General features: G+C 64.1%; 11 protein-coding genes. All 11 read left to right on the top strand.

Annotation, left to right across the window (positions count from 1 at the left end; genetic code table 11):
* The first annotated feature begins 5 nt into the window (after positions 1–5).
* The 11 genes from murD to AC0L2R_RS12105 all read left to right on the top strand — a co-directional run bounded on the left by murD (position 6) and on the right by AC0L2R_RS12105 (position 13,549).
* Positions 6–1,409 carry a UDP-N-acetylmuramoyl-L-alanine--D-glutamate ligase gene (gene murD / locus AC0L2R_RS12155; protein WP_473509130.1) on the top strand — a complete coding sequence of 468 codons (1,404 nt, stop codon included), beginning with the start codon at positions 6–8 and terminating at the stop codon, positions 1,407–1,409.
* A complete protein-coding gene (gene ftsW / locus AC0L2R_RS12150) occupies positions 1,409–2,560 on the top strand; it encodes a putative lipid II flippase FtsW (RefSeq protein WP_091594150.1) in 1,152 nt (383 codons plus the stop codon). The genes murD and ftsW overlap by 1 nt, the downstream gene beginning before the upstream one ends.
* A 1-nt stretch (position 2,561) precedes the next feature.
* Entirely contained in the window at positions 2,562–3,689 is a 1,128-nt protein-coding gene (gene murG / locus AC0L2R_RS12145; protein WP_473509128.1) for an undecaprenyldiphospho-muramoylpentapeptide beta-N-acetylglucosaminyltransferase, read from the top strand.
* Positions 3,686–5,092, top strand: coding sequence for a UDP-N-acetylmuramate--L-alanine ligase (gene murC / locus AC0L2R_RS12140; protein WP_473509126.1), 1,407 nt, complete (start codon positions 3,686–3,688; stop codon positions 5,090–5,092). The genes murG and murC overlap by 4 nt, the downstream gene beginning before the upstream one ends.
* Positions 5,089–6,054 carry a UDP-N-acetylmuramate dehydrogenase gene (gene murB, locus AC0L2R_RS12135; protein ID WP_128167162.1) on the top strand — a complete coding sequence of 322 codons (966 nt, stop codon included), beginning with the start codon at positions 5,089–5,091 and terminating at the stop codon, positions 6,052–6,054. The genes murC and murB overlap by 4 nt, the downstream gene beginning before the upstream one ends.
* 303 nt (positions 6,055–6,357) lie before the next feature.
* Positions 6,358–7,284, top strand: coding sequence for a D-alanine--D-alanine ligase (locus tag AC0L2R_RS12130; RefSeq protein WP_473509125.1), 927 nt, complete (start codon positions 6,358–6,360; stop codon positions 7,282–7,284).
* Complete coding sequence (locus tag AC0L2R_RS12125) at positions 7,272–8,213, top strand: cell division protein FtsQ/DivIB (protein ID WP_473509123.1); 942 nt, start codon at positions 7,272–7,274, stop codon at positions 8,211–8,213. The genes AC0L2R_RS12130 and AC0L2R_RS12125 overlap by 13 nt, the downstream gene beginning before the upstream one ends.
* Positions 8,210–9,517, top strand: a complete 1,308-nt coding sequence (ftsA, locus tag AC0L2R_RS12120) for a cell division protein FtsA (RefSeq protein WP_023798744.1) — start codon at positions 8,210–8,212, stop codon at positions 9,515–9,517. Before AC0L2R_RS12125 ends, ftsA begins: the two co-directional genes overlap by 4 nt.
* A gap of 67 nt (positions 9,518–9,584) precedes the next feature.
* Positions 9,585–11,243 (top strand): cell division protein FtsZ, encoded by a 1,659-nt coding sequence (ftsZ, locus tag AC0L2R_RS12115; protein WP_473509122.1) that lies wholly within the window; start codon positions 9,585–9,587, stop codon positions 11,241–11,243.
* Between the two features lie 273 nt (positions 11,244–11,516).
* Positions 11,517–12,464: a UDP-3-O-acyl-N-acetylglucosamine deacetylase gene (gene lpxC, locus AC0L2R_RS12110; RefSeq protein ID WP_091594160.1), complete on the top strand. Its 948-nt coding sequence runs from the start codon at positions 11,517–11,519 to the stop codon at positions 12,462–12,464.
* Positions 12,465–12,679: 215 nt separating this feature from the next.
* Entirely contained in the window at positions 12,680–13,549 is an 870-nt protein-coding gene (locus AC0L2R_RS12105; RefSeq protein WP_473509120.1) for an outer membrane protein assembly factor BamD, read from the top strand.
* Positions 13,550–13,556: the final 7 nt, after the last annotated feature.

Genomic DNA, 13,556 nt, shown 5'->3' with positions numbered 1-13,556 from the left:
GCCGCTTGATCCCCGCCGCATCCTTCGCAGGCAAGCGCGTTTCACTCTTCGGGCTCGGCGGCTCGGGGATCGCTACTGCGCGCGCGTTGATCGAGGGCGGGGCGGACGTGCTCGCCTGGGACGACAATCCCGGCAGTGTCGCCAATGCCGCGGCCGTCGGTATCGCGACCGGCGACCTGCGTGGCGCCGACTGGGCGAAGTTCTCGGCCTTCGTGCTGTCGCCCGGAGTGCCGCTGACGCATCCGAAGCCGCACTGGACAGTGGAACTGGCGCGCGCTTCAGGCGTCGAGATCATTGGCGACATCGAGCTGTTCTGCCGGCAGCGGACCTTGCTGGCGCCGGCTGCACCCTTCATCGCCATAACCGGCACCAACGGCAAATCGACGACCACGGCGCTGACGGCGCATATCCTGAAATCGGCCGAACGCGACACGCAGATGGGCGGCAATATCGGCCGCGCGGTGATGACCCTCGATCCGCCGGAACCGGGGCGGCACTATGTCGTGGAATGCTCGTCCTACCAGATAGACCTGGCGCCCTCGATCAATCCGACCGCCGGCGTCCTGCTCAACCTGACGCCCGATCATCTCGACCGTCATGGCACGATGCAGCACTACGCCGCGATCAAGGAGCGGCTGGCGGCCGGCAGCGAAACGGCCATCGTCGGCGTCGACGATTCCTGGTGCGCCCAGCTCGCCGACCGGCTGGAGCGGGCAGGCCGGCACGTCATCCGCATTTCGAAGCGCCTGCCGCTGACCGACGGCTATTTCGCCGACGGCACCGATCTGATGGAGGCGGTGCACGGCCGTTACAGCCGGGTCGCCTTTCTCGAGGGCATCGGCTCGCTGCGCGGCCAGCACAATGCGCAGAATGCGCTGGCCGCTCTCGCCGCCTGCCTCAAGGTCGGGCTCGAGCTGGGCGAGATCCAGTCGGGGCTGGACAGCTTTCCCGGGCTGGCGCACCGCATGGAGCAGGTCGGCCGCAAGGGCCATGTGCTGTTCATCAACGATTCCAAGGCGACCAATGCCGATGCGGCAGCGCCCGCATTGTCCTCCTTTCCGCGCATCTACTGGATCGCCGGCGGGTTGCCGAAAGAGGGTGGCATCGAGCCGTTGCGCGGCCTCTTTCCGCGCATCGCCAAGGCCTATCTGATCGGCGAGGCCGCACCAGCCTTCTCGGCGACGCTCGGCGAGGCGGTGCCCTACGAGATCTCCGGCACGCTGGCCGCAGCAGTCGAGCATGCCGCAAGCGACGCGGCCAGGGACGATGGCAACGGCGAGGTGGTGGTGCTGCTTTCGCCGGCCTGCGCCAGTTTCGACCAGTTCAAGAATTTCGAAGTGCGCGGCGAAGCCTTCAGGCAAGCTGCGAGCACTATTGATGGCGTGAAGCTCATCGGAGGGGCACGATAATGCAAAGCCGTCTCGACAAAAGCCCGGTTGCCACCTGGTGGTGGACGATCGATCGCTGGTTCCTGGCTGCGTTCCTGTCGCTGATGGGGCTCGGCATCGTGCTGTCCTTCGCGGCAAGCCCGGCGGTGGCCCAGCGCATCGGGCTGGACAGTTTCCACTTCGCCACGAGGCAGATCATCTTCACCATTCCCGCACTTGGCGTGATGCTGGCCGTCTCCTTCCTGGAATCGCGGCAGATCAGGCGCATGGCCCTGGCGATGCTGTGCATCACGCTGGTGCTGATGGTGGCGGTGCTCTACATCGGCGTCGAGGTGAAGGGCGCGCGTCGCTGGGTGTCGCTCGCCGGCGTGTCGCTGCAGCCGTCGGAATTCCTGAAGCCTGCCTTCGTCGTCATCTGCGCCTGGCTGTTTGCCGAACACAAGCGCCAGCCCGACATTCCAGGCAATCTGTTCGCCATGCTGCTGCTGGCCCTCGTCATCTCGCTGCTGGTGGCGCAGCCCGATTTCGGCCAGACCATGCTGGTGCTCGGCACCTGGGGGGTGATGTTCTTCATGGCCGGGCTGCCATGGCTGTGGATCATCGCGCTGGGCGCTGTCGGCGTCGGCGGCGTGTTTGCCGCCTACACCGTGTTCCCGCATGTCGCCGGCCGCATCGATCGCTTCATGACCGGCGAGGGCGACACGTTCCAGGTCGACATGGGCCGCGATGCGCTGATCAATGGCGGCTGGTTCGGCGTCGGGCCGGGCGAGGGCACCGTCAAGCGGGTGATACCCGACAGCCATGCCGATTTCGTCTACTCGGTGGCCGGCGAGGAGTTCGGACTGATCATGTGCTTCTTCATCATGACCATCTTCGCCTTCATCGTGCTGCGCGGCCTCGGCACCGCGCTCAAGGAGCAGGACGATTTCACACGCTATGCGGTCGGCGGCCTGGTCACGGTCTTCGGTCTGCAGTCGGTCATCAACATGGCCGTCAATCTGCAGCTGATGCCGGCCAAGGGCATGACCTTGCCGTTCATCTCCTATGGCGGCTCTTCGCAGATCGCCATCGCCATCTCGATGGGCATGGTGCTGGCGCTGACGCGCAAGCGGCCGGAAAAGCGCAAGCAATTGGGCTTCGCGCCGTCGCGGCGCGCCATGCCGGCGGAGTGAAATGTCGAGGGGCGCGATCCTTCTGGCGGCCGGCGGCACGGGCGGGCATCTCTTCCCGGCCGAGGCGCTGGCGCACGAGCTGATCAGGCGCGGCTGGACGGTGCATCTGGCCGCCGATGACCGTGCCGAGCGTTTTGCCGGCCAGTTCCCGGCGGCGGGCATCCATCCGATCCAGTCGGCGACCATTGGCTCGAAAAACCCGTTCGCCGTGCTCGCCGCCTTCTGGAAGATCTGGGGCGGCGTGCGGCAGGCATCGGCCGTGATCGGTCGGGTCAAGCCAGCCGTCGTGGTCGGTTTCGGCGGCTATCCGACGCTGCCTCCGCTCTATGCGGCGACGCGGCGCAAGGTGCCGACGCTGATCCACGAGCAGAACGCGGTGATGGGGCGCGCGAACCGGGCGCTCGCCGGCCGTGTCGATGCCATCGCCGGCGGGTTCTTGCCGGAAGATTCAAGCGCTGCAGGCGCCAAGACGGTGACGACCGGCAATCCGGTCAGGCCGCAAGTGCTGGAGGCGGCAAAGACGCCCTATGCGGCGTCGACCGGGGAGCAGCGGTTCCGCTTTCTGGTGTTCGGCGGCAGCCAGGGCGCACAGTTCTTTTCCGATGCGGTGCCGGCGGCGGTTCGACAGCTTTCCGATGCACAACGCAAGCGGCTTGATATCACCCAGCAGGCGCGTGCCGACGATGTCGAGCGGGTGAAGGCGGCCTATGCCGCCCTTGGCGTCGAGGCTGAGGTGTCGCCCTTCTTTACCGACATGGCGGCGCGCCTGGCTGCGGCGCACCTGGTGATGTCGCGGTCCGGCGCATCGACCGTATCGGAAATCGCGGTGATCGGCCGGCCGGCGCTGCTGGTGCCCTATCCGCATGCGCTCGACCACGACCAGGCCGCCAATGCGGCGGCATTGGCGGCGGCAGGCGGCGCCGAAGTGCATCCGCAATCGATGCTTTCGTCCGAGCGCATCGCCGAGCTCGTCGGAGCGCTGATGGACGATCCGGAGCGGCTGACGACAATGGCAGCGGCGGCGAAATCGGCCGGAAAACCGGACGCGGCACGGTTGCTCGCCGATCTGACAGAGGCTATTGCGTCGAAGAAAAGCGTATCGGAATTCAGGAAGGAGACGCACGTATGAAGATGCCGCAGACGATCGGCCTCGTGCATTTCATCGGCATCGGCGGTATCGGCATGAGCGGCATCGCCGAGGTGCTGCATAATCTCGGCTACCAGGTGCAAGGGTCCGACCAGGCCGACAGCGCCAATGTGCAGCGGCTGCGCGACAAGGGCATCGAGTGCTTTGTCGGTCATCATGCCGACAATATCGGCGATACCGAAGTGGTCGTCGTCTCGACGGCGATCAAGAAATCCAATCCGGAGCTGAAGGCGGCACGCGAGAAACTGCTTCCCATCGTCCGTCGCGCCGAGATGCTGGCCGAACTGATGCGCTTCCGGCAGGCGGTGGCCATCGGCGGCACGCATGGCAAGACGACGACGACCTCGATGGTGGCGACGCTGCTCGAGGCCGGCGGGCTCGATCCGACCGTGATCAATGGCGGGATCATCAATGCCTACGGCACCAACGCCCGCATGGGCGATGGCGAATGGATGGTGGTGGAGGCCGATGAGAGCGACGGCACGTTCCTGAAGCTGCCGGCCGAGATTGCCGTCGTCACCAACATCGATCCCGAACATCTCGACCATTACGGCTCCTTCGACAAGGTGCGCGAGGCCTTTCGCCAGTTCGTCGAAAACGTGCCGTTCTACGGCTTCGGCGTCATGTGCACCGACCATCCGGAGGTGCAGGCGCTGGTCAGCCGCATCGAGGACCGGCGCGTCATCACCTATGGCGAGAACGCACAGGCCGACGTGCGTTTCATCAATCACCGCATGGATGGCCCGACCTCGGAATTCGACGTGGTGATCCGCGACCGCAAGACCGGCGGCCAGTCGACGATATCAGGCCTGCGCCTGCCGATGCCCGGCCGTCACAACGTCGCCAATGCGACGGCGGCGATCGCCGTCGCGCATGAGCTCGGCCTTTCGGCCGAGGCGATCAGGAAGGGCCTGTCGTCCTTCGCCGGCGTCAAGCGGCGCTTCACCCGTACCGGTTCGTGGAACGGCGTCGATGTGTTCGATGATTACGGCCACCATCCGGTCGAGATCACGGCGGTTCTCAAGGCGGCGCGCGATGCCACCAAGGGCCGCGTCATCGCCATTGCCCAGCCACACCGCTTCACCCGGCTTCACGACCTGTTCGACGAGTTTTCCGTCTGCTTCAACGATGCCGACACGGTGATGGTGGCGCCGGTCTATGCGGCAGGCGAAGAGCCGATCGACGGGGTGACGTCCGAGGCATTGGTGTCGCGCATCCGCTCCGGCGGCCATCGCGACGCGCGCTACATCGAAGGCCCCGCGGCGATTGCGCCGGTTATCCGCGACCTGGCCAAACCAGGCGATTTCATCGTCTTCCTCGGTGCCGGCAACATCACCCAATGGGCCTACGCGCTGCCCAGGGAACTCGGCGGTACTGTCTCATGATGCGTGGCCAGGCATTGATCGACAAGCTTGGCGGCCGGCTTGCCGGCCTGCGCGGCCGCATCACGCCCAATGCCGAGATGGACAAGATCACCTGGTTCCGCGCCGGCGGGCTGGCCGACGCACTGTTCCAGCCGGCCGACGAGGACGATCTCGCTGCATTCCTGGGAGCAGTGCCCGAAGAGATACCGCTGACCACCGTCGGTATCGGCTCGAACCTGCTTGTCCGTGACGGCGGTATTGCGGGCTTCGTTATCCGGCTTTCGGCCAAGGGCTTTGGCGAAGCCGAAGTGATTGCGCCGACCACAATCAAGGCGGGTGCGGCGACGCCCGACAAACGCCTTGCCGCTGTCGCCTATCAGGCTGGCATAGGCGGCTTTGAGTTCTACCACGGCATTCCGGGCGCCATCGGCGGTGCGCTGAGGATGAATGCCGGCGCCAACGGCGTCGAGACGCGCGAGCGCGTTGTCGAGGTGCGGGCGCTCGACCGCAAGGGCAATGTGCATACGCTGAGCAACGCCGATATGGGCTACGCCTATCGCCATTCGGCAGCACCTGCCGGGCTGATCTTCACATCAGCGGTGTTCGAAGGCGTTTTGGCAGACAAGGCCGCGATCAAGGCGGCAATGGACGCCGTCCAGCACCATCGCGAGACCGTGCAGCCGATCCGCGAAAAGACCGGCGGCTCGACCTTCAAGAATCCGGAGGGCACCTCGGCCTGGAAGGAGATCGACAGAGCGGGCTGTCGGGGGCTGATGATCGGCGGTGCGCAGATGTCGCCGATGCATTGCAACTTCATGATCAACACGGGAACCGCGACCGGCTACGACCTTGAATATCTTGGCGAGACGGTGCGCGCGCGCGTGCTCGAACGGTCGGGCATCCGGCTGCATTGGGAAATCAAGCGCATCGGCAAGTTCCGGCCAGGGCACGAGGTCCAGGAATTCCTCGGACAGTTGCTGTAAGGACTCAACAACACAGTTTTCGCAGCCGTTTTTGCGGAAAGTGAATCTCGCGGAATCGTAAGGACTTGCCAGCGATTCAACTCTCTGATTCTCTGCCCTGAAGCGTTTCCTGATTTGAGTCGTTTCGACGCGTCACCAGCGTTTTTCCGTCAGGGGCTGCCTGCCGGGAGGCTTGGGGACTCGATGGTGCAGAAATCATCAGAGCAGGGACTGCTCCGAGCGTTTGAGTGTATGGCCCTTTCCGGGGCGTGTGAGATGCAGACCCGCAGTGAAAGGGCCCGCCGTGATAGGGAATGACGGGAAATGAAAAGCAAGCACGTGGCCGTCCTTCTGGGTGGATTCTCGTCCGAGCGGCCCGTGTCCTTGTCTTCGGGGAAAGCCTGTGCCGATGCGCTCGAGACGGAAGGCTACCAGGTCACTCGCGTCGACGTCTCGCGCGATGTTGGATCGGTGCTGGCCGAGCTCAAGCCTGATGTTGTCTTCAATGCGCTGCATGGTCCTTTCGGCGAGGACGGCACCATCCAGGGCATCCTCGAATATCTTGCCATCCCCTACACCCATTCCGGCGTGCTCGCCTCCGCCCTTGCCATGAACAAGGAGCAAGCCAAGAAGATCGCCAAGTCTGTCGGCATACCGGTTGCCGAATCGAAGGTGGTCAATCGCTTCGCCATCCAGAACAAGCACCCGATGAAGCCGCCCTACGTCGTCAAGCCGGTCAATGAGGGGTCGAGCTTCGGTGTCGTCATCGTGCACGAAGGGCAGTCGCATCCGCCGCAGGTCATCGGTTCGTCCGACTGGAAGTATGGCGATACCGTCATGGCGGAGCGCTATGTGCACGGGCGGGAGTTGACCTGTGCGGTGATGGGCGATGTGGCGCTTGGCGTCTGCGAGATCATCCCGACCGGCCATTCCTTCTACGACTATGATTCAAAATACATCGCGGGCGGATCAAAACACGAATGCCCTGCAAAAATTTCACCGAATATTTACCAAAAAATACAGACACTGACGCTCAGGGCTCACCAAGCTATCGGCTGCCGGGGCGTTTCCCGGTCGGACTTCCGTTATGATGATCGACACTCCGAGAACGGCGAAATTGTCTGGCTCGAGGTCAACACTCAGCCCGGCATGACGCCGACATCCTTGGTGCCTGAGATCGCCGCGCAGGCGGGACACTCGTTCGGCGATTTGTTGAGTTGGATGGTGGAGGACGCTTCGTGTCTGCGTTGAGGTGGGGACAGGGCAAGGGGAAGGGCGCGGCCGGGCCGACGCTGTTCGGTGTGGCGTTGTCGTTCGACCATTTCGTGCTGCCGCGCCTGCTTCGCCGGCCGGCGCGCATGCTGGCGCGTCTGGGCGAGGACGACTTCGAGGTGCCGCCGTTTTCCGCAGCCGTGCTGTCGGCGGCGCTGCTCGTATCGGGCAGTGCCTATGGCGCCTATCTCGGCGGGCATGTCGACGCTATCGTCCAGGGCATCACCGCCCGCACCGGCTTTGCCGTCGACCAGATCAAGGTCGTCGGCAACCGCGCAACCTCCGAGATCGATATTCTCGACAGGATGCAGCTCGACGGCTGGACGTCGCTGATCGGCTTCGATGCCGAAGCCGCGCGGGAACGTATCGCCACGCTGCCCTGGGTCGAGGTTGCGGCGGTGCGCAAGGTCTATCCGCACACGCTGGAGGTGCGCATCGAGGAGCGTGAGCCCTTCGCGCTCTGGCAGCAGGGCAGCGAGCTTTCGGTCATCGAGCGCTCCGGCGCCGTGATCGCGCCATTCTCCGGCGGCAAGCAGTCGCTGCTGCCGCTGATCGTCGGCACCGGCGCCCCGGCCAAGGCGCCGGATTTCCTGGCCAGGATCAAGAAATACCCAGAGCTTGCCGCACGGATCAAAGGCTACATCCGCATCGGCGAACGGCGTTGGGACCTGAAGCTGGAAAACGGCATCACGGTCAAGCTCCCCGAGGATGGCGAGGACCAGGCGATCGCCGATCTGCTCAGGATGGACCGAGAGAACGGGCTTTTGACGCGCGATATCGCCGCCGTCGACATGCGCCTTTCCGATCGCCTCGTCGTCCAGTTGACGCCGGAGGCGGCGACGCAGCGTCAGGCCACGCTCAATGAAAAGCCGAAAATGCCGAAGCGCAAGCCGGAGACGAAGATATGAGCTGGCTTGGCGGCAACAGCGATGCCTCGTCGCGCCGGTCCGGCATCATGACGGTGCTGGATGTCGGCTCGAGCAAGGTCTGCTGCGTGGTGGCCAAGCTCAAGCCGCGCGAGGACGGCATGCTGCTGCGCGGGCGCTCGCATCGCATACAGGTTATCGGCATCGGCCACCAGAAATCGCAAGGCGTGAAATCGGGTGTCGTCATCGATCTCGACAGGGCCGAGCACGCCATCCGCCTTGCCGTCGATGCCGCCGAGCGCATGGCCGGGCTGACCGTCGATTCGCTGATCGTCAACATGACGGCCGGCCGGCTGAAGAGCGAAAGCTTCTCGGCAACCATCAACCTTGGCGGCCATGAGGCGGACGAGGCCGACATCAAGCGCGTGCTTGCCGCCGGCGCCAAGCAGGCGCTGCGGGCCGAGCGCGAAGTGATCCATTCGCTTCCCGTCGGTTTTTCGCTGGACGCCGAGCGCGGCGTGCGTGATCCGCGCGGCATGGTCGGCGACCAGCTCGGCGTCGACATGCACGTGCTGACGGGTGACGCGGCACCGTTGCGCAATCTGGAGCTTTGCATCAACCGTTCGCACCTGTCGGTCGAGCGCATGGTGGCGACGCCCTATGCCAGCGGGCTTGCCGCACTGGTCGACGACGAACTCGAGATGGGCGCAGCCTGCATCGACATGGGCGGCGGCACCACGACGATCTCGATGTTTTCGGAAGGCAAGTTCGTTCATGGCGACGCCATTGCCATCGGCGGCAACCACGTCACGCTGGACATGGCCAAGGGCCTGTCAACCTCGCTCGATGCCGCCGAGAGGCTGAAAGTGATGCATGGCTCGGCGCTGCCCGGCAGTGCCGACGACCGCGACCTGGTCTCGATACAGCCGATCGGCGAGGACGGCGAGGTGCCGCTTCAGATCCCGCGTTCGGTGATGACGCGCATTATCCGGGCGCGCATCGACGAGACGCTCGAACTGTTGCGCGACCGGCTGAACAGGTCCGGCTACGGCAACGCGGCCGGCAAGCGCGTCGTGCTGACCGGCGGTGCCAGCCAGCTTTCCGGCCTGCCCGAGGCAGCGCGCCGCATTCTCGGACGCAATGTGCGCATCGGCCGTCCGCTCGGTGTAGCGGGCCTGCCGGAGGCGGCCAAGGGGCCGGCTTTCTCGACGCCAGTCGGGCTTCTGATCTACCCGCAGATGGCGAATTTCGAGAGCCATCCGGCGAAAGGAATTTCTGGTCTCAGGATGACCGGAACAGGCGGAAAACTGCATCGAATGAGTCAGTGGTTGAGAGACAGTTTTTAAATTGACGGGGACAGCCCCATAGGCGGCCGCAGCGGCGAAGCGGCGGGAAAGGCAAAGGACGGAGACAATGACCATCAATCTGCAAAAGCCGGACATCACCGAGCTGAAGCCGCGTATCACCGTGTTCGGTGTCGGCGGCGGCGGCGGCAATGCCGTCAACAACATGATCACCGCCGGCTTGCGCGGCGTCGAGTTCGTGGTGGCCAATACCGATGCGCAGGCGCTTACCATGTCCAAGGCGGATCGCCTGATCCAGCTCGGCGCGCATGTCACCGAGGGCCTGGGTGCGGGGTCGCAGCCGGAAGTCGGACGCGCCGCGGCGGAGGAATGCATCGACGAGATCGTCGATCATCTCTCCAACACCCATATGTGCTTCGTCACTGCCGGCATGGGCGGCGGCACCGGCACGGGGGCCGCGCCGGTCGTTGCACGTGCGGCGCGCGAGAAGGGGATTCTCACCGTCGGCGTCGTCACCAAGCCGTTCCATTTCGAAGGCCAGCGCCGCATGAAGACGGCGGATCTGGGCATCGAGGAATTGCAGAAATGCGTCGATACCCTCATCGTCATCCCCAACCAGAACCTGTTCCGGCTGGCCAATGACAAGACGACCTTTGCCGACGCTTTCGCCATGGCCGATCAGGTGCTCTATTCCGGCGTCGCCTGCATCACCGACCTGATGGTCAAGGAAGGGCTGATCAACCTCGACTTCGCCGACGTCCGCTCGGTCATGCGCGAGATGGGCAAGGCGATGATGGGGACGGGCGAAGCTTCCGGCGAGGGGCGCGCCATGGCCGCCGCCGAAGCCGCGATCGCCAATCCGCTGCTCGACGAGACCTCGATGAAGGGCGCCAAGGGGTTGTTGATCTCGATCACCGGCGGCCGCGACCTGACCCTGTTCGAAGTCGACGAGGCGGCGACCCGAATTCGCGAGGAGGTCGACCAGGAAGCCAACATCATCCTGGGTGCGACGTTCGACGAGGATCTCGAAGGCGTCATCCGCGTCTCGGTGGTTGCTACCGGCATCGACAAATCGGCAGCAGACATCGCTGCCGCGCCGATCGCCATCCGCACGGCTCCGCCAAAGCCGGTCAGCCGCCCGGCCGCTCCGGTCACGGAAAGCCGTCCGGCGCCTGTCCAGCAGGGAGGCTATGAGCCGCGCGCCGCCGATCCGGTCGCCGAGGCAATCCAGCTCGCCGAGGCGAATGCGGCGGCGATGGCGCGTCCCGCGCCGGCCTCCCAGGCGGAAGATTTCCGCCCGCAGAGCAAGATCTTCCAGGCGCCGCCGGCCCAGCCGCAGCCGATGCTGCAGCCAATGGTTCAGCAAACGATGCAGCCCGCGCCGCAGCGTGAAGTGCTTCAGCCGGCAGCGCCCCAGCGCATGCCGCGCGTCGAGGACTTTCCGCCGGTGGTGAAAGCCGAGGTGGAAGCCAAAAGCCGCCCGGCCGACCACGAGAACAGCGGACCGATGGGACTGCTCAAGCGCCTGACCAACGGCCTTACCCGTCGCGAAGAAGAGCCTGCACGGCTGCAGCCGGCGCAGCCGCGCGAGCCGAAACTGCGCCAGGCGGCACCCGAAGTGCGCCGCCTTGCCAGCCAGGATCCGCAGCTTTACGCGCCACGCCGCGGCCAGTTGGACGACCAGGGCCGGCTGACGCCGCAGAGCAGGGCTGTCCAGGAAGACGATCAGCTGGAGATTCCGGCATTCCTGCGCCGCCAGGCCAACTGACCTGTTAACGGTCCGTAATAGTTGTTAACAGGCAGACAAGAAATTGTTTGCCTGTTAATGTTAAAAGTGCCTGTAAAACAAGGAGTTAGGAGACCGCATCCGCTTCGGATCGCGGTTACACAGAGTAAGAAACCGTGATTTGGAGACTTCCTGCCGGACCACTATCTTCGCCGCGATCAATTTCGGTTTGCTGGGATTCGGGGAAGTGGCCCTGCCTGCCGATCAAAGAGCCGCGCCCTTGGGCTTATGAAGCGGACGTAGGCAGTATGGGCTATGGGGTTTGTTTTGCACGACTATCAGACGACACTTAGATCGCGTGCGACGCTGACCGGCACCGGCGTTCACAGCGGCAATTCCGTTACCGTTCATTTCCTGCCGGCAGACGCTGATACGGGTGTCGTGTTCCAGCTTTCGAATGGAAGCGAAGTCCGGGAGTTCCGCGCGCTGGTTTCCGAGGTCGGCGCCACCGATCTGTGCACCATGCTCGGCGATCCGGCAGGCGAGCACATCGCTACAGTCGAACATCTGATGGCCACGGTTTTCGGGCTCGGCATCGACAATGTCGTCATCGAGATCGACGGCCGTGAGGTTCCGATCCTCGACGGCAGCGCCATTGCGTTCGTCGAGGCTATCGACCAGGCGGGCATCGATACGCTGCCGGTCAAGCGCCGCTACATCCGGGTGGTCAAGCCGGTTCGCATCGAGAACGGAGCCTCCTGGGCGGAGTTCAGGCCCTATGACGGCACGCGCTTCGAAATCGAGATCGATTTCGAAAGCCCGGCGATCGGCCGTCAGCTCTTTGCATCCGACATGAACGCCGACATTTTTCGCCGCGATATCGCGCGGGCCCGAACCTTTGGTTTCATGAAGGACGTCGAGCGGTTGTGGGCAGCCGGCTATGCGCTCGGCTCCTCGCTGGAAAACTCCCTGGTGATCGGCGACGACAACCGCGTGATCAACATCGGAGGCTTGCGCTATCCCAACGAATTCGTGCGCCACAAGACGATGGACGCCATGGGCGATCTGGCGCTGGCCGGCGCCCGGTTCATTGGCTGCTTCCGTTCCTATCGCGGCGGCCACAGGCTGAATGCGGCAGCGCTGCGCCGCCTTTTGTCGGACCGTTCGGCGTTCGAGATCGTCGAGACGACACGCCGCGAGCGCGGTCGCACCGTCGAAAAGAGCGCCGTCTATGCACCTGTCTACGCACCCTGGATGATCTGATTCTTAACGTTTTTCGGGTTTTATGGCCGCCGGCCTGTGTTGCATGAATGCACCATCGGCCGGCGAAATCACGCAAGTGTGCGGGTTGCGCCAGGCTGCCACAAAAATGTGCGAATGGCCGGAGATAGCGTTGCCGGGCACGGCGATTATGGTTATGCCTGCTGCCCCAGGGCGAGATGTCGACTGAAATGACGCCGAAAGGGCGGAATCCAATCATGTTCTTCAAGCGAATTGGTCAATCGAAAGCGCCGCATCGGGCTGTTTTGCTGGCGCTTTCGGTGGTTGTTCCATCGCTGTTCCTGTCGGCCTGCATGTCGTCCGAAAAGGATGTCGACCTGTCGACCTATGTCGAGCAGACCGAGCCGGCAGACGTTCTCTACAATCAGGGCCTCGCCAATCTGAATGCCGGGCGCCTGCAGGAGGCGAGCCGCAAATTCGGTGCGGTCGACCGCCAGCATCCCTATTCCGAATACGCCCGCAAATCGATGGTGATGGGCGCCTTTGCCGACTATCGCCAAGGCAACTATACCGAGGCGATCGGTTCGGCCAAGCGCTATCTCACGCTCTATCCGTCGACCGACGACGCAGCCTATGCCCAGTATATCATCGGGCTGAGCTATTACCGGCAAATCAGGGATGTCACCCAGGATCAGAAGGAAGCGCGTCAGACCGTGCAGACGATGCAGGATCTGGTGACGCGCTGGCCCGATTCCGAATATGTCGACGACGCCAAGGAAAAGATCCGCTTCGCCAACGACCAGCTCGCCGGCAAGGAGATGCAGATCGGCCGCTATTATCTCGAGCGCCGTGAATACATCGCCGCCGTCAAGCGGTTCCGCGTCGTGGTGGAGACCTATTCCAATACGCGCCATGTCGAGGAAGCGCTCGCGCGTCTTACCGAAACCTATTACGCGATGGGGCTGACATCGGAAGCGCAGACTGCCGCTGCTGTGCTCGGCACCAACTATCCCGACAGCGTGTGGTACAAGGATTCCTACAAGCTCCTGCAGACTGGTGGGCTCGAGCCGCGCGAGAATGCGGGCTCGTGGATCGCCAAGGCCGGGAAGCTGATCACCGGCGCCTGAGCGGCGC

It is taken from the genome of Mesorhizobium sp. WSM4820 (assembly GCF_055811075.1).
The sequence above is the reverse complement of the archived record's forward strand: the minus strand, read 5'-3'. Positions and strand labels throughout refer to the sequence as shown.

Bases quoted from the DNA above. Each gene is read 5' to 3' on its own strand.
- ftsA (WP_023798744.1), top strand. From the start codon at position 8,210: ATGAGCTGGCTTGGCGGCAACAGCGATGCCTCGTCGCGCCGGTCCGGC.
- AC0L2R_RS12130 (WP_473509125.1), top strand. From the start codon at position 6,358: ATGAAAAGCAAGCACGTGGCCGTCCTTCTGGGTGGATTCTCGTCCGAG.
- murC (WP_473509126.1), top strand. From the start codon at position 3,686: ATGAAGATGCCGCAGACGATCGGCCTCGTGCATTTCATCGGCATCGGC.
- lpxC (WP_091594160.1), top strand. From the start codon at position 11,517: ATGGGGTTTGTTTTGCACGACTATCAGACGACACTTAGATCGCGTGCG.
- AC0L2R_RS12105 (WP_473509120.1), top strand. From the start codon at position 12,680: ATGTTCTTCAAGCGAATTGGTCAATCGAAAGCGCCGCATCGGGCTGTT.
- murG (WP_473509128.1), top strand. From the start codon at position 2,562: ATGTCGAGGGGCGCGATCCTTCTGGCGGCCGGCGGCACGGGCGGGCAT.
- murB (WP_128167162.1), top strand. From the start codon at position 5,089: ATGATGCGTGGCCAGGCATTGATCGACAAGCTTGGCGGCCGGCTTGCC.
- ftsW (WP_091594150.1), top strand. From the start codon at position 1,409: ATGCAAAGCCGTCTCGACAAAAGCCCGGTTGCCACCTGGTGGTGGACG.
- ftsZ (WP_473509122.1), top strand. From the start codon at position 9,585: ATGACCATCAATCTGCAAAAGCCGGACATCACCGAGCTGAAGCCGCGT.